The sequence below is a fragment of the Methylocystis sp. WRRC1 genome, assembly GCF_020733155.1.
In the GTDB taxonomy this organism is placed as follows: domain Bacteria; phylum Pseudomonadota; class Alphaproteobacteria; order Rhizobiales; family Beijerinckiaceae; genus Methylocystis.
The window spans coordinates 334368-352332 of record NZ_JAJFZJ010000001.1; the positions used below are offsets into that span (position 1 = coordinate 334368).

The following is a 17965-nucleotide window of genomic DNA, read 5'->3' on the forward strand; positions in this document are numbered from 1 at the left end:
AATCAGCGCGTCATTGGGAAAAAACCACGGCAATGGAGTTCTGACTTGACGCGTTATTTCCTCATTTGCGCCGCCCTGCTCGCCCTCGCCGCCTGCAATCAGCCTGCGCGACAGCCGCTCGCTACGCCCGCCGCCATGCCCCCTTCCGGCAACCTCTCAGGCTGTCCGGGAGCCGCGGACCAGGGCGGGTGCGATTCCTACAAGGCGGGAATCGCCGCGGGAAAGGCCGACAAGGCCGCGGGTCAGAGCGCCGAATACCGGCGCCATCAGGGCGAATTCGACGGCCGCAATGAAATGCTTTTCCGTCAGGGCTACGCCAACGGCTATTTCAACGACGGCCGTTGAGCGGGCGGCTTCCGGCGTCGAGGTCACCTCTTGCTCGCCTTCACCAGTTGCGTGAAGTCGGACCATTGCTCGACGCGGAAAGCGCGAATGTCCCGTACGGAGTGCGGGAACCACGGCAGGGTCCGCAATGCCATAATTGCCGAGAACAACTTCGCCATGTCCTCATTCTTGCTGACATAGAGGCTGCCTTGCACCCAATCGAATTCATATTCGGAGAGGGTGTCTCGAATATCCGAATAGGCCTGAGCGACGCCTTTCGGATGGCGCAGTTGAGTCTCGGCGACAACCAGATCGAACGCAATGGCGAACATCAGCGCTCCTTCGGGTCGTCCAGAATGTCGCTGAATTTGTAATCGAGAACTTCGCCCGACTCGACGACGCGAACCTTCATCCAGCGGTCGCCGAGCGGCTCTTCCGCGCCAACGCCGATGATTTCATAAGCCGGGCCGAAGGAGCCGAACCGGCGAAAGGTTCCAACCAGTTCTCCCGGGTCGGGAATGAAGGAAGCGGCGGTCTGAGTCATGGGAGCACCTTATCATGGCCCTCACCGGCTTCAATTTCCGGGAGCCGCCACTTTTTTCCGAACGCAAAACAGGAAGGGATCACCCCCTCCTCCCCTCCCAGCCCCACGCCGCCACGACCACGCCCAGCAGCGCCAGCATCGCCCACAGCCCGAGGCCCAGCGGCGTCACTTCCACGCCAACGAGCGTCGAGGCGCCCGTCTGGCGAACGCCGATCCAGTCCGCGCCGCCATAGCGGTTGGCGTCGCGCATCTCGACGACGCGGGGCATGGTCACGGCGTCGCTGTTCTTGCTCAGGCGCCGCACCGTGCCGCCCGTCGCTTCGGCGAGGGGCTGCAGCTTCTCGGTGGTGGACGCGACCTCGCGGAATTCGCGCGGGTTCGCCGGCCCGACATTTACGAGGGCCGTAAGGCCGTCGCTCTCGAAGCGCCACAGGCCCATTTCCTTCGCGTCGAAATGCGCGCGCCACAGGCCCGGCTCGCTCTGCGTCACCGCAATCTCCTCCCGGGCGCCGGAAGGCGCCGTCGCCATGACGGGCGCAGCCACGTCCTTCAGGCTCTGGCGCTCCACGGTCACCTCGCGGCCGCGGGCGCTCGCGCGCAGCGCCTCCTCCTCGAGATCGGGCTCCTTCATCAGCCAATGCGCGAGGCGGCGCGTGAGATCGGCGTTCGGTCCGCCGCCGTCATAACCCCTCGCCCACAGCCAGATCTGATCCGACAGCAGGAGAGCGACGCGGCCCTTGCCCTCGTGTGACAGCACCAGCAGCGGTTTGTCGCGCGCGCCCGAGAGAATCGACGTTCCCTTCAGCACATTGGCGTCGACCTGCCGGAACCACTCGCCCCAGGCCGGAGGATCGGATCTGGCGCCTGCAAGCCCGCGCGTAACGGGATGTTTCTCGCCGTCCTTGCTGACGCGCGCCTTGAACGCCTGTTCGAACAGCGCGCCGTCCGGGCGGGCGGGCAGGATGTTTTCGAGCGGCGAGTAATAGAGGCCGCGCAGCGTCGCGTAATCCGGCCCCACAGCGGCGAGGAAGGCGCCGCCCTTCTCGACATAGCGCGCGATATTCTCGAAATAGATCGAGGGCAGCAATGTCTGGTTCGAGTAGCGGTCGAAGATGATGAGATCGAACTCGTTGATCTTGCGCCCGAAGAGATCGGCCGTCGGAAAAGCGATCAGCGACAGTTCGCTCGCCGGCGTGATGTCGAGCTTTTCCGGCGGGCGTAAAATGGTGAAATGCACCAGCTCGACATTGGCGTCGGCGCGCAGCAGGTTGCGCCAGCTTCGCTCGCCCGGATGCGGCTCACCGGACACGAGCAAGACCTTCAGCCGGTCGCGCACGCCCTCGATCGCGACAACCGCCTTGTTGTCGACGAGCGTCAGTTCGCCCGGCGCGGCCGGAACTTCCAGCTCCACGATGTTCGGCCCGCCGTGGGCGATGCGCACGGGAATGTTGACGATGTCGCCCGGCACGGGGCTGTAGGTCGGCAGCAACTCGCCGTCGCGGCGCACAGTGATCGGCGCGCGCGCGCCGTCTCCGCCAGTGTCGATCACGCGGACGCGGATCGTCTGGTCCTTGCCGACGATGCCGAAGCGCGGCGCCTCGACGAGTTCGATGCGCCTGTCGCGCTCGCCCTCCCTGCCGGTAATGAGCGCATGCACCGGCGCCTTGAACCCGAGCGCCTCAGCTTTTGCCGGGATGTCGTGGATGACGCCATCCGTAACGAGTATCGCGGCGCCGACGCGCTCGGGGGGCACATCCTTCAGCGCCTCGGAAAGGGCGCCGAAAAGCTTTGTGCCGTCATTTCCGCTGGCGTCATTGGTCGCGGTTATGACGCGCGTTTCAACGTCGCCGAATTTGGCGAGCGCCGCGTCGAGCGCCTTGCGCGCCTCCTCCGTCTGCGCTGTCCGCCCGCCAAAGTTCTGGCTCTCGCTCTTGTCGAGCGCCACGGCGACAACGGTCTTCTGCGGATCGCGCTTTTCTCGCACGAGCGAAGGGTCCGCAAGGGCCGTGAGGATCAGCGCCAGCGCGAGCGCGCGCAAAGCCGCTCCGCGCTGCCCTTTGGCGGCGGCGAAAATGAGAACGAGAGCGCCGATGACGCCCGCGGCCGCGAGCGCGGGCCACGGCAGAAGCGGCGAAAAGGCGAAAGTGAGGTCGGTCACTGCCCCAGCCTCTCCAGCAGGTCGCGCACATGCACCTGGTCGGATTTATAGTTGCCGGTGAGCGTGTACATCACGAGATTCACGCCGCCGCGCAGCGCCATCTCGCGCTGGCGGGCGCCGCCCGGCGTGAGTGGAAAGAGCGGCTGGCCACGCTTGTCCTGCGCCCAGGCGCCCGCAAGGTCGTTCGAGGTGATGACGATCGCCGAGACGCTGTCGGTGGCGCGTACCGGCCGCGCGGCCGAGTCTTTGGGCTCGGGAGGAAGCGCCTCGACCCATGTCTCGCCGTTGGCGTAACGACCCACGAAGCCGTCGAGCAGATAGAATGTCTTGGTGATCACATGGTCACGCGGCACGACTTCCAGTTCGGGGACGTCGAGCCCCTTGGTCAGTTCGCGCAGCCACAACGTTTCCGGCGTCGCCGCGTCGCCGGGACGTTGCGCGAGCGCGTCGCGCGTATCGAATATGACGGTGCCGCCCTGTCGCATGTAGGCCGCGATCTTCGCCACGGTCCGGGCCGCAGGCTGCGGGGCCGAGGCGACGATCGGCCAGTAGAGCATGGGATAAAAAGCCAGCTCATCCTTCGCCGGATCGACACCCACCGGATCGCCCGGCGAGAAGGAGGTGCGAAGCGACAACGCCTTCGACAGCGCTTCGAGCCCCAGATGCGAGACTTCATCGACCCGTGCGTCGCCCGAGACGACATAGGCGAGACGCGCGTTCAGCGCCGCCTCCCTGTCGCGCTGCGTAACGACCGGCTTCGCCGGCGTCTCCGCTCTTACGTAATCCATATGAGCCGATACGGAGAGCATAAACACGGCCCCCGCGGCCGTCGCGAGAGACCGCAGTCGCAACTTTCCGGAGAGAACGAGCACGATCAGCGCGTCGGCGACGAAGGCGGCGAGCGCGCCGGCAAGGAGTGGCCCGCGGAAATCGACCGGCGCTCCCGATTTCAAAGCGCTGGTCGTCAGGCCGGCGCCGGCAAAGTCGAATTGCTGCAACTCATCTCCCGCCCTCAGCGCCTGCACGGCCACAAAGGCGTCGCCGGCGCCGTAAAGACCCGGCGGGTGTTCGGCGCTGGCGGGGCCGGCGAAATCGGCCGGGATCGGCCGCGCGGCCGGCCCGGGAGCGCCGAGCGCGCCGAAACCGTCGAGCGCGCGTAGCGGCGGCAGCATCCGACGGTCTTCCATCGGCGCGGACTCGTCTTCATCGGAAAGCCGGGTCGACTCGCCCGCCATCGCGGAGATGCGCTTCAGCATGTCGACGAAAAGGCCGGAAATCGGCAGGTTCGACCAACTCGTGTCGGCGTTGACGTGGAAGAGCACGATGAGCCCCTTGCCGCGTTTTTCGGCCGTGACGAGCGGCGTTCCGTCGGAAAGGCGCGCCCATGTCTTCTGGACAAGACCGGGGTCCGGCTCAGCCAGCACCTGCCGCTGCACGCTGACGTCCTTCGACGCCGGCAGGCCGACGAAGGGGCTCGTCGCATCGAAATCGCTCAGCGCCTTTGGCGTCTCCCACGACATGGCGCCGCCGAGCACGCGGCCGTTGCGGCGCAGTCGCACGGGCAGCAGATCATCGGCGGCGTTGGCGAGACGCGGACCGGCGAAGCGCACCAGCGTCCCGCCGTCGTCGACGAATTTCGCGAGCGCGTCATAGGTCTCCCCGGGCGCAAGGCCCACGTCGGCCAGAACCATCACATTTGGCCGCTCGGCGAGCAGCGTCTGCACCGGCTCGACCGCGCCCGGACGGGCTTGGCGCAATTGCGCGAAGGGCGCGAGCGCCTTTTCGAGATAGTAGAGTGGCGAAAGCAGGGGCTGCGCCTCGTCGAGACCTGCGCCGCCGACGAGTGCGATGCGTTTGACTTTCGAGCGCGCGTCGAGAAGCGCCACGGCGCCGGCGGAGTTTTCACCTTCGATGCGTAGCTGGCTCACGTCGTTGCGCAGCTCGACCGGCAGATCGAGCTGCGCCTTGGCGCGCAGCGACGAGCCGAAGTCGACGGCGGCCCGACCAATAGTCTGACTCTTGGCGTCAATGGCGATGACGGAAGCGCCGCCGTCCGAGACGCTGGCGCGAAGCACATCTACGCTGAGCGCGCTCGCGTCATTGGATGGCGCCGCGAGAGCCTTCGGAACATGTTCATCCGTCAGCGCCTCTACGCGCGCGCCGGCGTCGGCGGCGTCTTTCAACGCTTTCGCGAAGGCCCCCGCCTCGCCCTGCGCGAGTCCATCGCTGAGCCACACGATTCGCACGCCTGCATGTGACTTTGCGAACGCCGAAACCTGCGCCGCCGCCGCGCGACGATCCGCGAGAAAGGGCTTTGGGCGCGCCGACCGTAACTTCTCCAGCGCGCGCGCGCCGTCTGTAAGCGTCAGCGCCGCGGGTTCGGAGACGGCCGCAATAGCGACGGGCGCGCCCGATCTCGCCGCGCTCTCGATGATGGCGGCGGCGGCGCTGATCCGCCGATCCCATGTCGGCGCCGCGGGCCACCCATCGTCGAGCACGACGAGTGTCGGCGCGGAGGATATGACCATCGCTCCGGTGGGGCTCCACACCGGGCCGGACATGGCGAGAATCAGCGCGGCGGCGAGCGCGAGTCGCAGGGCCGTGAGCCACCACGGCGTCCTGGAGGGGGTTTCTTCGTCCGGCTTCAGCTCGCGCAGGATTTTCGTCGGCGGAAAGATGATCTCCCGCGGGCGTGGCGGCGTAATCCGCAGCAGCCAGTAGATCAGCGGCAGGCTCGCAAGCCCGACCAGCGCCAGCGGCGCGGCAAAGGAAAGGCCGCCCATCAGCGCCGCTCCTCCAGACCGGAGGAGCCCGCTCCAAGCAGGCCCATGGCGAGCGTCAGCGCCGCTTCCGCAGCCGGCCGGTCGGTATGATGCTGAAGGCAAAGGAAACCTGCCCCCCGCGCCGCGGCGCGAACCGCCTCACGATGGGCGTCGAACCGTTGAGCATAGGCCACTCGCAGGCTCCGGGCGTCGCCGGCGTGGAAAGTCGGGCCGCCGTCCGTGTCGAGGAACATGGTTTCTCCGGCGAAGGGGAAGCTTTCCTCGCTCGGGTCGATGATCATCAGCAGCGCGCCGGAGGCGCCGGCGTCCGCAAACTGGCGCAGCCTCACGGCGAGCGCTTCCGGCTCGGTGAGAAAGTCCGAAATCAACACCACACGGGCGCGGGGCCGCAGCGGCGCCTGCGGCGGCAGTTCGTCCCGCGCCGTCTCTCCAGCGCGCTCATAGAGAGCGCGGGCCAGCCGGTCGATCACGTCGCGCGCAGAAACAGGCGCGGTGAGGCCGAGCGCAGCGACCCGCTCGCCCCCACGGACAAGAACATCGGCGAGCGCCAGCCCGAGCGTCACGCCTCTCGCCAGCTTGTCGTCTGATGCGAGCGACGAGGCGAAGGCCATGGAAGGCGAGCAGTCCATCCAGATGAAATAGTCATGCGCAGCCTCCCATTCACGCTCGCGCACGTAAAGCTGGTCGCCGCGCGCGGAGCGGCGCCAGTCGATGCGATGGGCCGCCTCGCCGGACATGAAGGGGCGATATTGCCAGAAGGTCTCGCCAACCCCGGCGCGCTTGCGGCCGTGAACGCCATAGGCGACGCTCGCCGCGATCTCATGCGCGCGGGCGACGAGGCGCGGAAGGCGCGCGGCGAGATCCGCCGCCGCGGCTGCGTCCGCCACCCCGCGCGTCGCAGAGTCGTACGAGCGCGTCTCGACACTGCCGAAAAGGCTCATGTCACCCGATCCGCGCGACGAGCTTGTCGATGAGGTCGGAGACGCTCATCTCGCGCCGGGCGGCGAAATTCAGGGCCATGCGGTGACGCAGCACCGGCGCGGCGAGCGCGGCCACGTCGTCGAGCGAAGGCGCGAGGCGACCCGTGGCGAGCGCGCGGGCGCGGGTGGCGAGCATCAGCGCCTGTGCGGCGCGCGGCCCCGGCCCCCAGGCGACATGCGGAGCGATGGCCGGATCGCCGTCGTCGGGACGGGCGGCGCGCACGAGATCAAGGATCGCGTCCACCACCTTGTCGCCGACCGGCAGCCGCCGCACGAGGCGCTGCGTCGCCATCAACTCCTCGGCGTCGAGAGCCTGAGCCGGATCGACGGATTTCTCGCCGGTCGTCTCCAGAAGCACGCGGCGCTCGCTGGCCCGGTCGGGATAATGCACGTCGATCTGCATCAGGAAGCGGTCGAGCTGCGCCTCCGGCAGCGGATAGGTGCCTTCCTGCTCCAGCGGATTTTGCGTCGCGAGCACATGAAAGGGGCGCGGCAGGTCGTAGCGCTTGCCGGCGACGCTGACATGGTGCTCCTGCATCGCCTGCAACAGGGCGGACTGCGTGCGCGGCGAGGCGCGGTTGATTTCGTCCGCCATCAGGAGCTGCGCGAAGATCGGCCCCTTGATGAAGCGGAAGGCGCGCGAGCGATCGGCGCCCTCCTCCAGCACTTCCGAGCCGATGATGTCGGCGGGCAAAAGGTCGGGCGTGAACTGCACGCGCTGCTCGGCGAGCCCCAGGACCTTGCCGAGCGTCTCGACAAGCTTGGTCTTGGCGAGACCCGGCACGCCGACGAGCAGGCCGTGGCCGCCAGCGAGGATCGTCACCAGCGCCTGCTCCACCACCTCGTCCTGTCCGAAGATGACGGCGCCGATGGCGGCCCGGGCGCGGCCGATATGGTCCAGCGCGCGTTCGGCGGATTCGACGACGGCGGTCTCGAGCGAGGTCGGCGCAAGTTCGGGTGAGGTCATGTGTCGGGGATTCTCTGCTAAGTCGCGGCGGGCCGCAGTCGTTTCCAACTTAGTTCGCCGGGGAGCTTTGTCGATCAGGAAAGCGAACGCGCCTTCAGCTTCGGCGGCCATACTTAACAGCGAAGGCGCGCGAATTGTGGCGGCGGCGCGATTGATGGCCGCCATGCGCGCCAAACATGTATAAGAGGACCGTCGTTTCAATCGCCGGAAAGGCCCCATCGCCCATGTGGCGCGCAGTTGTCGAAACCGCCCTTCTCTTTCTGACTCCCTTCGTCGCCTATGCGCTGTTTCATCTGCTGCAGCGGCGCTGGCCATTCGTGCGCGAACTCTGGCACGGCAGGATCGTTTCGCTGCTCACGATCGCGGGGCTCGTCGTCGCCATCGGGGGGATGCTGGCGCTCGGCCTGACCGAGCGCAATCAGGGCGTCTATGTCCCCGCCCATGTCGAGAACGGCAAGCTTGTGCCGGGCCGCTTTCAATGAACCTCGCGCAAAGGCTGCTCGATGATCCGCGCCTCGCGACGCTTTTCGCCGCTCTGGCGAAAACGGGCGGCGAGACCCGCGTCGTCGGCGGGGCCGTGCGGGACGCCCTTTTCGGGCTTCCGCCGCATGAGATCGATCTGGCGACGACCGCCCTGCCCGAGGACGTGCTCGCGGCGGCGCGGGATGCGGGACTGAAGGGCGTCCCGACGGGCATCGAGCATGGCACGGTGACGATCGTCGTCGCCGGAACGCCCTTCGAAGTCACGACATTGCGGGAAGACGTCGAGACCGACGGCCGCTTCGCCAAGGTCCGCTTCGGCGGCGATTTCGACCAGGACGCAAGGCGCCGCGACTTTACGGTCAACGCCCTGTCGCTGACGCCCGACGGCGAACTGCACGACCCCACGGGCGGGATTGCGGATCTGGAAGCCCGGCGCATCCGCTTCATCGGCGACGCGGCGACGCGAATCCGCGAGGATTATCTGCGCGTCCTGCGTTTCTTCCGCTTCAACGCCTCCCACGGCGAAGGCGCCTTCGACCGCGAAGGGTTGCACGAATCGATCATCGCGCGCGAGAATCTCGCCCGGCTGTCGCGCGAGCGCGTTCGGGCCGAACTGGTGAAACTGCTCCCGGCCCGCCGCGCGCCGGAGGTGATGCGGGCCATGTCGCAGGCCGGGGTGATCGAGGTCATTCTCGGCATGGGCTATCCGGCGCGACTTGAGCGGCTCGCCGCTTTCGAGGCCGCGCAGGGAAAGAAACCCGACGCGGTCCTGCGCCTTGCCGCCTTCGCCGTGCTGACGGTCGAGGACGCGGAGCGGCTGCGGGATCGGCTGCGCCTTTCCAACGACGAATGGTCGCGGCTTTCCTCCGCCGCACGCACGCTTGCGGCCCTTCATGGGATCGAGCGCCCGCCGCCGGTCTCGCATCTGCGGGAGATGCTGTTCATCTGCGGCGCGCGCGCCGCGGCCGACGCTCTGGCGCTGGCTTTCGCCGAGAGCGCAGCCGCGCCGGATGATCCGCAGTGGCTCGAGGCGGCAAAATATCTCGACGAGACCCCTGCCCCCGCCTTCCCGATCCGGGGCGCGGATCTCATCGCGCGGGGCGTGGCGCCGGGACGCGAGCTTGGCGCGGTGCTGAAGTCTTTGCAGGCTCAATGGATTCGCGCAGGATTTCCCCGCGACCCGCAGGCAGTGATGCAACTGCTGGAAGAGGCGGTGGGGATCAAGGAATGACGCGGAAGAAACTGGCCGTCGCGATTCTTGCCATTACCGCCGCCCTGGCGGCGCGGGCGGAGGCCGCGCAATTGCAAGGATGCTACGTCCGCGTCTACGACGCCGACCATCTGGCGAAAAACCCGCGCCAGATCATCCGGCGAATCCAGTTCGAGCGGATGGAAGGCGATTACGATCCCCCGCAGTACGGGGTCCGTGTCCATCTCAAGAGCGACAAGCGTCCATGGGACGCCGGAGGCCCCTGTAAACCGGAGGGCGCCTCCCTACGTTGTGACCTCGACGGCGACAGCGGGCATGTTCGCGCGACCCCTGACGGCGACAAGCTTCGGCTGGAGGTTATCGACTACATCGGCTTCGAAGCGGATGCGAAGAACGGCGATCTGGATCGGAAGTCGTTCTCCGACGCCGCGCACAAGACCTTCATCCTATCCCACGAGAAGCCGAAGGCGTGCAAATAGCGCCTTCGCCTCGACTCAACGCGACAGCCGCAGTTTCGAGAGATTCATGGCTATCTGCGAAAAGGCGCGGTCGATCTGCGTGGAGTCGGTCGCCAGCAAATAATGATCCGCATTCGTGGCGCAACTCTTGAGCAGATTGATGCCGGCGGCGTCGATCGGGTTGGTCGAGACCGAGAAGGCGATCGAATAGATTTCGATCCCCTTCGCCTTGGCGTTCTCGCACGATTGGCGCGTCAGCTCGTCCTGCGCCTGCCGGGACACGGACTTGTAATCCGTCCAGCTATTCGCCGCCCCGTCTAATTGCGACTGATAGTCGACGCCATTTCCCTGCGTGCCGTCGGGGAGCCGTCTGTTCTTTGCGCCATTGTAGCTGTAATAGCCAAGCGCTTCGTAATAGGAGCCGCCGACCGTGTTGGTGTTGCTGGTCCAGTTGTTGTAGCCGTCGGTCATCAGCACGAGAATTTTTCGGACGCCCGCGGTGTTGTAGGCGCTGCCCGCGCTGAATGGCGGATTTGGCGAAATCGAGCGCCACGCCCACATTACCCCTTCATGCAGATTTGTGTCGCCCGCGGCAGTGAGTTGCGCGATTTTTGCCGTTATGGTCGATTGCGTTGGCGTGAGCTGGAGCGCCGTTTGTGTCGCGGCGTTGGGACACATCCCGTTCGGCCCGTTGAAGGCGCCGCCTCTCGAAGCGAAGACGCCGCCGGTCCAGCCATTCCCGGCGGTGGCGCCGAACCAGCTCCAGATCCCGCTGGTCCAGCCGGTCGCGGGTTTGTATTTGCATGTGCGAGTCAGATCAGTCCAGCCGCCGAAGGTCCACAGGCTGCAGCCCCCGCCGTCGTCGTTCAGGTAATTGTTTTCATAGGCCGATGAGTCCGGCTCGTCCGGGGCCAGATAGGGCACGAAGAGCGTTTCCGCATTGCCGGCCGTCGGCGCCGTCTCGGTAACATTCATCGGATAGGGCTGCGGCTCGTAGCAGCCGCCGAAATCCCAGTCGGCGCGCTGGGATTTCAGATTAGAGAACACATTGAAACGGCTCGTGAAGCCCGCGGCGTTGGCGTTCGCCTTGCCGCCGAAAGTGATCCAGTGCTGGGAGGACAGCCCATTGACGTCGATCCACGGCAGCGCCCTGTTCGCCGCAACGGTCGGGTCTACCGGAATGACGAGACCCGCGAAGGGCGTGATCGCGATCTTCACCTTTCCGGGCGACTTCGCGAACATCGAGTTGACGAAATTCGTCGCGGCCGTTTTCAGGGATTGAATTTTCGTCGCTCCTCCGGCGCTTTCATTCATCGAGCCGGAATTGTCGAGCGCGAGCGCAATCTCGTAATTGGTCGAGCCGCCGCCGATTTCGGCGCAGGACGTCACGGCAGGCGACATCGAGTCGATGCGCGCAATCTTCATGATCATGGTCGGAATGCTGACCTGCGCGTCGATGCAAAACGTCTTTCTGTCCGCCGAGATCGTGGCGTTGCTGATCGTCGCGGCGGCGAGGCGTTGGCTGGCGGAGCGCAAGACGTTCTGGGCCTGCTTGATGGCGTCTGCGGTTGAAGTGGCGGCGGTGATTCTCGACGCGACCGCGAGCGCGGCCGTGTCGGCTCCCTGTTGGAGAACCTTGTGCGTCGTGACGCCGCGCGCATAGTCGACGGCTGCGCCGGCCATCATCATGACAGGGATGACCGACAGCCCGAAGAGCATCACGACATTGCCGCGATGGTCGGAAACGAATTCGTTGACTGGTCGCTTCATTATGCAGCCCCGATCTGGTCGGAGCTGAAATTGGCAGGCAATGCTCAAGCTAAAGTTATCTTGAACCTTATTTTTCAGATATGTTTACAGACGCATTAATCGCTCGAATACGCCCAGCACCATCGCGCGCTTGTCGAAGTTGAAGACTTCTGTTTCGCGGGCGATTTCGCGGATCTCTTCCCATGCGCGCGCATAGCCGACGAGCCGGGCAGGCGCCGCTCCGGCCTGCGCCAGCGCGCGGACGCGCGAGTCGAGGTGCCGTTGCAATGCGCGCATGAATGTCTCGTAAGCGTCCTCATTGTCGCGGCCGGTGATCTTGTCGGCGAGCATGTGCACCCCGAGCCAGTCTACTTGCGGCAGGCGGTCGAACAGCCGCGCGACGCCGGCGTCGAAAGCCATGGCGTCGCCGCTCAAAAGGCGCAGTGTCTCGCGCACAGAGCCTTCGGCGCGCGCGGCTGCGGCCTCGATCTCACTTTTCGATCGATCCGACCATGGCGCGCCCAGCGCCTCGACGGCCGCAACGGTCTCCGCTTCGGTCAAGGCGCCGAGCATGAGCTTGCGGCAGCGTGAGCGGATCGTCGGAAGGATTCGCCCCGGCTGATGCGCGATGAAAAGGAAGAGGGAACGCTCTGGTGGCTCCTCGACCAGCTTCAACAGAGCATTCGCCGCGCTGCGGTTGAGATCATCGGCGCAATCGACGATGGCGATGCGCCAGCCGCCCGTCCCCGAGCCCTGATGGAAAGAGCGGGCGATCTCGCGCACATCGTCCACGCGAATCTCGGTGAAGTGCTTTTTGGTCTTTTCGTTCCACTCGCGACGCAGCAGGAAGATGTCGGCCAGCGCCATGGTCGAGATGCGGCGCGCGGCCGGATGATCCGCCGGCACAGCGAGGCTCTCCGCCCCCTGCACCGCCGGCGCGTGGGGCTCGGGATGCGCGAGGAGGAAGCGCGCGAGGCGCCAGGCGAGCGTCGCCTTTCCGATCCCCTCCGGCCCGCCGATGATCCAGGCCTGCGCCATCCGGTTGCGGCGGTAGGCGTCCAGCAATTCGCGCTCGGCCGCCGCATTGCCGAAAAATGCCAGCGTCTCGCGCGGATGCGGCGCGTCGTCATAGCGATCGCTCTCGGGTGGTCCGGAGACTTCCTTGCTCATTCGGCGGCTGCTTCGCCGAGGCGCGAGAGAAAGCGGGCGTCGACGAGCTGGCGGATCGCCTGAGCGACTTCATCCGCCGCCAGCGCGCCGTTCACGACGCAGCAGCGCTCGGGCTCCTGCTCGGCGATATCGAGAAAGGCGCGCCGCAGCTCTTCGTGGAAAAGCTCCTCCTCCGCCTCGAAACGGTCGGGCGCCACGCCCGCCGCCCTTCGGCTGGCGGCCCGCGCGAGACCCTCCTGAGGCGGCAGATCGAGGATGATGGTGAGATCCGGCCGGACATTTCCGATCGCCGCCCGCTCCAGCAGCGAGATCGACGCATCGTCCACGCCGCCGCGCGCCCCCTGATAGGCGCGGGTCGAGTCCGCGAAACGATCGCTGAGCACCCAGGCCCCGCGCGCCAGCGCCGGCGCGATCAGGCTTTCTACATGGTCGATCCGCGCGGCGGCGAAAAGCGCGGCCTCGGCGAGCGGCCCGAGCGGAGCAATGCGGCCCGAGAGGAGAACCTCGCGCAGCTTTTCGGCCTTGGGCGTGCCGCCGGGCTCGCGCGTCGCCACCACTTCGATCCCCCGCCGGCGCAAATGTTCCGCGAGCCTCGCTAGCTGCGTCGACTTCCCGGCGCCCTCGCCGCCCTCGAAAGTGATGAACCGGCCTCTTTCAGCCGGCGCGGCCGCGTTCATTTCTTCTTGTTGAGCTTTTCGTGGATCTTCGCGGCGGCGTATTCGTAAACGGCGTCGAAAGCGCGGCTCGACAGCGAACCCTCGGCGACGGATTCGGCCGCCTCGAGCGGCTGCTCCAGCACGACGGCGTTTCCGCGCTTCACCTCCAGACGCCCGATGCCCGCGCCCGCCTCGACCGGCGCAATCACCGGCCCCTCATAGACGATCTTGCCCGTGAGCTTCTCCGTCCCGCCCCGAGGGAGCAGCACCTTGACGTCGGTCTTCGAGACGAGATCGACCGAGCCCTGCACCCCTCCATAAATCTGCGCCGGGCCGATCGGCTCGCCCACCTTGAACAGATCCTTTTCCTCGAAGTTACGGAACCCCCATTGGAGAAGCTTGCGCGCTTCCTCGGCCCGCTCCTTGGCCGTCTTAGCCCCGTAAACGGCGACGATCAGCCGACGTCCCTCCTGGTTCGCCGAGCCGACGATGCCGAAGTCGCCCTTCTCGATATTGCCGGTCTTTAGCCCGTCCGCGCCGATGCTCATCGTCAACAGCGGATTACGGTTCTGCTGCCGGATGTTGTTCCAGGTGAATTCCTTCTCCCCGAAATATTTATAGAAATCCGGATAGGTCCGGATGACATGCAGGGCGAGCTTCGCCATCTCGCGTGGCGTCACCTTCTGGTCGTCGCTCGCCTTGCCCCAGGGATTGCCGAAGCGCGACTTGACGAGGCCGAGCTCGGAGGCGCGCTTGTTCATGCGCATGACGAAGGCCTCTTCCGACCCGGCGACGCCCTCCGCAAGCACGAGCGCGGCGTCGTTGCCCGAGTCGATCAGGAGGCCACGCAACAAATCCTCGACCGTCGCCTGACTGTTCACCTTCAGGAACATCGCCGAGCCGCCCGCAGGCGCGCCGCCATTGCGCCAGGCGTATTCGGAGACGGTGAACACGTCCCCGAGCTTCAGGCGGCCTTCCGTCAATTCGCGAAAGATCATTTCGGCCGTGAGGATCTTCACGGTCGAAGCCGGCGTGACGAGATCGTCGGCGCCCTTCTCGAAGAGAACCGTGTTGGTGCCGGCGTCGATCAGAATGGCGTTGGGAACGCTGGTCTGGAATGCCTGCGCCAGCGCGGAACCGGAAAACAGCGACGAGACAGCGACGAAAACCGCCGCGATAAGGTAGCGAAAAGAAAGCATGGACAAGGGGCGCGCTCCGCTTGGCCGCGCCGCGCCATTGGCGACGCGCCTCGGAAGATGACCCGCGGCGCCGGAAATTGCAATGCAGAACCGCGTGTTTACAACATGCCCCTCAATTCATCGCCTGACGGATCGCGGGCTTGCCCGAGGCCTGACGGCCGAAGGACGCCGGACGCGTCGGCGGCAGAGGCACGGCGGCCTCCTTCGCCTCCTTGTGGCGGTGTGAAGCGACGGGCTCGGCGTCGACATTATCGACATTGGAGACGGCGGCGCCCGCCTTGTCCGCGATCGTCTCTCCGCCCTGCGGGTCGGCTCGGGCGTTGTCGCCCGCGTAGGCCATCATCTCGCTTTCGTTCGGACGGACCACCTCTTCCGTCGAAGCGCCAGCGACCGGCTGCGCCTCACGCAGTTCGGCCGTCGCGGCCCGTATGGCGGCTGGCGCGCCCTGCCGGGCCGCGGTCATGATCGAGGCGCCGCTGTCGAGAGTCGCGGGACCGTCGTCGCGAAGCGTGGCCAGAAGCTTCGCGTCGTCGTCGCCGGCGAGATCGGCGCGGCCGATCCACTCGACCCGCACCTTGGCGGTTCCCGCCCTGTGGAAGTCGAGGGCTTCTGCGACGCGCTGGGAAACGTCCATGACCCGGCCGCCGTGGTAGGGGCCGCGATCATTGACGCGCACGACCATCGAACGCGCGTTGTTCAGATTGGTGACGCGCGCGTAGCTCGGAAGCGGCATCGTCGGATGAGCGGCGCTGATCGACTGGCGATCGAAAATCTCGCCATTGGCCGTGCGGCGGCCATGAAAATCCGCGCCGTACCATGACGCGGTCCCGGTCGCGGCGTAGGGCTTCTCGCTGGGATAATAGGTGCGGCCCGCAATCTTGTAGGGCTTGCCGACCATGAAGGAGCCGCCGCCCTTCGGCACTTCCTCGCCGTCGGCGATGACGCGAGGGCTCGCCCGAACGCCATAACGCGGGTCAATGGCTCCGCTTCCGCCAAGGCTGGCATAGCGGGGGTATTGCGTCGTCGAGGAACATCCGGCCAGAGCGCCGAGGGAAAGGATAAGGAGCGATCCGCGTAGACGACCGATATCCGGCGCAAAATTCTTCATTAACAAGCACATCTGGTTCCGGGACACGACAGATCGCATCGAGATCGTCCTTGTCGAGAAAGAGGCTTCAGCCCGAAGCGCTGAAGCCCGTCCTAACCGGCCAAAACCTCGATGCCCGCTCGGGAAGAGCGCCGGGCTCCGCGCATGACCCTGATTTGTCTTGCGCTCACCTTGGGCCTTGGAGTTTCTCGCCGAATTGCAAACTTGTCGTTAACGACAGGATGTCGCCGAGGCGAAAAGGCGGCTCGATTTGGTCAGAAATGCGGCAATGCGCATTGTCGAGGCTGCGGCCGGCGCGATTTCGACGAGCTGTGGCGCTGCGGCCACACCGGCTTCAGTCGGCCCGCGCCAGATCGGCGATCCGGGTCTCGACCCGCTCGACGCCACGGAACTGATTGGCCGACAATCGCGCCGCCACATGAAAGCGCTCCCCCCGCCCGCCGAGCAACGCCTCGCCGAGCGGCGAGCCGCCAGCCCGGAAGGCGATGGCGTCCACCGAGGCGCCGTCCCCGGAACGCAGCCGGGCGCGGACATGACCCGTTCCGACGACCGCGGCGTCGACGATCCGCTGCTCCGGCAGAACGAAAAGCGGCTCCGGGTTGCCCTGCCCGAATGGCCCAGCCTTCTCCACCCGGCGAAGAAGATCCAGATTCACGCCGCGACCGCTGAGCGCGGCGTCAATGACCAGGGCGTCTGCGCCTCGGGCGGCCTCCACCTGTTCGGCGAGGGCGTCGTTGAGAAATTCGCGCAGGGCGGCGACGCGGTCGGCGAGGACCGTGATCCCGGCCGCCATGGCGTGACCGCCGCCTTTTACCGCCAGCCCAAGTTCAACCGCCCGACGCACGGTCTTTCCGATATCGACTCCACTTAAACTTCTACCTGAACCTGAACCAGTTTCTCCATTAAAAGCAATAGCAAACGATGGTAAGTTAAACTTCTCTTTCAACCTCGCGGCGATCAGGCCGACAACGCCGGGATGCCAGTCCGAGCCTTCGACCACGAGACAGGATAGCCTGTTCGTTTTAACGAATTGCTCCTCGGCCAGCGCAACCGCGGCTTCCAGCGCCTCCCGTTCGATCACCTGACGCTCGGCGTTCAGGCGATCCAGCTCACGCGCGATCCGGCTGGCTTCGACCGGATCGGAGAGGGTCAACAGGCGCGCTCCCAGGCCCGCGTCGCCGATCCGGCCGCCCGCGTTGATTCTGGGACCGAGCGCGAAGCCAAGATGGTAGGCGCGCGGAGGCCCATCCATTCGGGCAGCGTCCATCAGAGCCGCCAGACCGGTGCGTGACCGGTTGCGCATTACCGAGAGTCCCTTGGCGACGAAGGCGCGATTGAGCCCTGAGAGGGGCGCGACATCCGCCACCGTGGCCAGCGCAACGAGGTCGAGGGAGGAAAGCAGGTCGGGCGCCGGGCGATGGTCGCCCCACCAGTCCCGGGTCCGCAGCATCCGCGACAGCCCCACGAGCGCCAAAAAAACGACCCCGGCGGCGCAAAGCCCGCCCTGCCCCGAGAGGTCGTCCTGCCGGTTCGGGTTCACGACAATCGCGTGGGGAAGATGCTCGGGCGCCTGATGGTGGTCGAGCACGATAACGTCGAGGCCCAGCTCCCGCGCCACGGCGAAAGGCTCATGGCTTGTCGTCCCGCAGTCGACGGTCACGAGGAGCGTGGCTCCCCGCCCGGCAAGATTGCGGATCGCTTCGGCGTTTGGCCCATAGCCCTCGAAGATCCGGTCGGGGATATGCAGCAAGGGCTCCGGCGCCCCGGCCACCCGCCAATAGTCGATCAGCAGGGCCGAGGAGCAGGCGCCATCGACGTCGTAGTCGCCGAAAATGGCGATCTGCTCTCCGGTCTCGATCGCTCTCGCGAGCCGGTCCACGGCGGCGTCCATGTCCCGCACGGTCGACGGGTCGGGCATCAGCGTCCGGATCGTCGGGTCGAGATAGCGCTCAACCTCGGCCACGCTCACGCCCCGCCCCGCGAGGACGCGGGCCAGCATGTCGTCGAGCCCGTGGGTCTGGGCGAGCGCCAAAGCCAGCGCCTCGCCGGACGCGTCCAGCCGCGCCCGCCATGGCCGGCCGAGGACGGATCGTTCGACGCCAAGAAAAGCCGTTTTAACTTCAACCATTTGCAGATGTGCTCCCGTCGTGGCGCGCGACAAGTTCAAGTGGATGTA

The 17965-nt window shown here is 66.3% G+C and carries 16 protein-coding genes; 4 read left to right on the forward strand and 12 right to left on the reverse strand.

The genetic code is table 11. The features are described 5' to 3' along the window. Positions 1–45 precede the first annotated feature (45 nt). Entirely contained in the window at positions 46–345 is a 300-nt protein-coding gene (locus tag LG047_RS01695; protein ID WP_227964894.1) for a hypothetical protein, read from the forward strand. A gap of 23 nt (positions 346–368) precedes the next feature. Here the strand turns inward: LG047_RS01695 and LG047_RS01700 are convergent, their stop codons facing one another. From LG047_RS01700 to LG047_RS01725, 6 genes are all read right to left on the reverse strand, one after another. Next, positions 369–656: a virulence factor gene (locus tag LG047_RS01700; RefSeq protein ID WP_227964897.1), complete on the reverse strand. Its 288-nt coding sequence runs from the start codon at positions 654–656 to the stop codon at positions 369–371. Further along, the gene (locus tag LG047_RS01705) at positions 656–868 is read right to left on the reverse strand and encodes a DUF5397 family protein (RefSeq protein WP_227964898.1); all 213 of its coding nucleotides are present in this window, start codon (positions 866–868) and stop codon (positions 656–658) included. The genes LG047_RS01700 and LG047_RS01705 overlap by 1 nt, the downstream gene beginning before the upstream one ends. A gap of 79 nt (positions 869–947) precedes the next feature. Further along, entirely contained in the window at positions 948–3026 is a 2079-nt protein-coding gene (locus LG047_RS01710) for a hypothetical protein (protein WP_227964901.1), read from the reverse strand. Further along, positions 3023–5809, reverse strand: a complete 2787-nt coding sequence (locus LG047_RS01715) for a DUF4159 domain-containing protein (RefSeq protein WP_227964912.1) — start codon at positions 5807–5809, stop codon at positions 3023–3025. Before LG047_RS01715 ends, LG047_RS01710 begins: the two co-directional genes overlap by 4 nt. Further along, positions 5809–6750, reverse strand: coding sequence for a DUF58 domain-containing protein (locus LG047_RS01720; protein WP_227964913.1), 942 nt, complete (start codon positions 6748–6750; stop codon positions 5809–5811). Before LG047_RS01720 ends, LG047_RS01715 begins: the two co-directional genes overlap by 1 nt. A 1-nt stretch (position 6751) precedes the next feature. After that, the gene (locus tag LG047_RS01725; RefSeq protein WP_227964915.1) at positions 6752–7756 is read right to left on the reverse strand and encodes a MoxR family ATPase; all 1005 of its coding nucleotides are present in this window, start codon (positions 7754–7756) and stop codon (positions 6752–6754) included. Positions 7757–7980: 224 nt separating this feature from the next. Between LG047_RS01725 and LG047_RS01730 the strand changes: the two genes are divergently transcribed. From LG047_RS01730 to LG047_RS01740, 3 genes are read left to right on the forward strand one after another with little or no spacing between them, the layout of a single operon-like run. Further along, positions 7981–8238 (forward strand): DUF6111 family protein, encoded by a 258-nt coding sequence (locus tag LG047_RS01730; protein WP_036287162.1) that lies wholly within the window; start codon positions 7981–7983, stop codon positions 8236–8238. After that, the gene (locus tag LG047_RS01735) at positions 8235–9470 is read left to right on the forward strand and encodes a CCA tRNA nucleotidyltransferase (RefSeq protein WP_227964916.1); all 1236 of its coding nucleotides are present in this window, start codon (positions 8235–8237) and stop codon (positions 9468–9470) included. The genes LG047_RS01730 and LG047_RS01735 overlap by 4 nt, the downstream gene beginning before the upstream one ends. Further along, positions 9467–9928: a hypothetical protein gene (locus LG047_RS01740; protein ID WP_227964917.1), complete on the forward strand. Its 462-nt coding sequence runs from the start codon at positions 9467–9469 to the stop codon at positions 9926–9928. The genes LG047_RS01735 and LG047_RS01740 overlap by 4 nt, the downstream gene beginning before the upstream one ends. 15 nt (positions 9929–9943) lie before the next feature. Here LG047_RS01740 and LG047_RS01745 read toward each other — a convergent pair whose 3' ends face one another. The 6 genes from LG047_RS01745 to recJ all read right to left on the reverse strand — a co-directional run bounded on the left by LG047_RS01745 (position 9944) and on the right by recJ (position 17917). Further along, a complete protein-coding gene (locus tag LG047_RS01745) occupies positions 9944–11677 on the reverse strand; it encodes a TadE/TadG family type IV pilus assembly protein (protein WP_227964918.1) in 1734 nt (577 codons plus the stop codon). A gap of 84 nt (positions 11678–11761) precedes the next feature. Further along, positions 11762–12826 (reverse strand): DNA polymerase III subunit delta', encoded by a 1065-nt coding sequence (locus LG047_RS01750; RefSeq protein WP_227964919.1) that lies wholly within the window; start codon positions 12824–12826, stop codon positions 11762–11764. Further along, complete coding sequence (tmk, locus tag LG047_RS01755) at positions 12823–13503, reverse strand: dTMP kinase (protein WP_227964920.1); 681 nt, start codon at positions 13501–13503, stop codon at positions 12823–12825. Before tmk ends, LG047_RS01750 begins: the two co-directional genes overlap by 4 nt. Beyond that, a complete protein-coding gene (locus LG047_RS01760) occupies positions 13500–14681 on the reverse strand; it encodes a D-alanyl-D-alanine carboxypeptidase family protein (RefSeq protein WP_227968407.1) in 1182 nt (393 codons plus the stop codon). The genes tmk and LG047_RS01760 overlap by 4 nt, the downstream gene beginning before the upstream one ends. Before the next feature lie 112 nt (positions 14682–14793). After that, positions 14794–15789 carry a septal ring lytic transglycosylase RlpA family protein gene (locus LG047_RS01765; RefSeq protein WP_036281583.1) on the reverse strand — a complete coding sequence of 332 codons (996 nt, stop codon included), beginning with the start codon at positions 15787–15789 and terminating at the stop codon, positions 14794–14796. A 334-nt stretch (positions 15790–16123) separates the two neighbouring features. Further along, positions 16124–17917 carry a single-stranded-DNA-specific exonuclease RecJ gene (recJ, locus tag LG047_RS01770; RefSeq protein WP_227964921.1) on the reverse strand — a complete coding sequence of 598 codons (1794 nt, stop codon included), beginning with the start codon at positions 17915–17917 and terminating at the stop codon, positions 16124–16126. Positions 17918–17965: the final 48 nt, after the last annotated feature.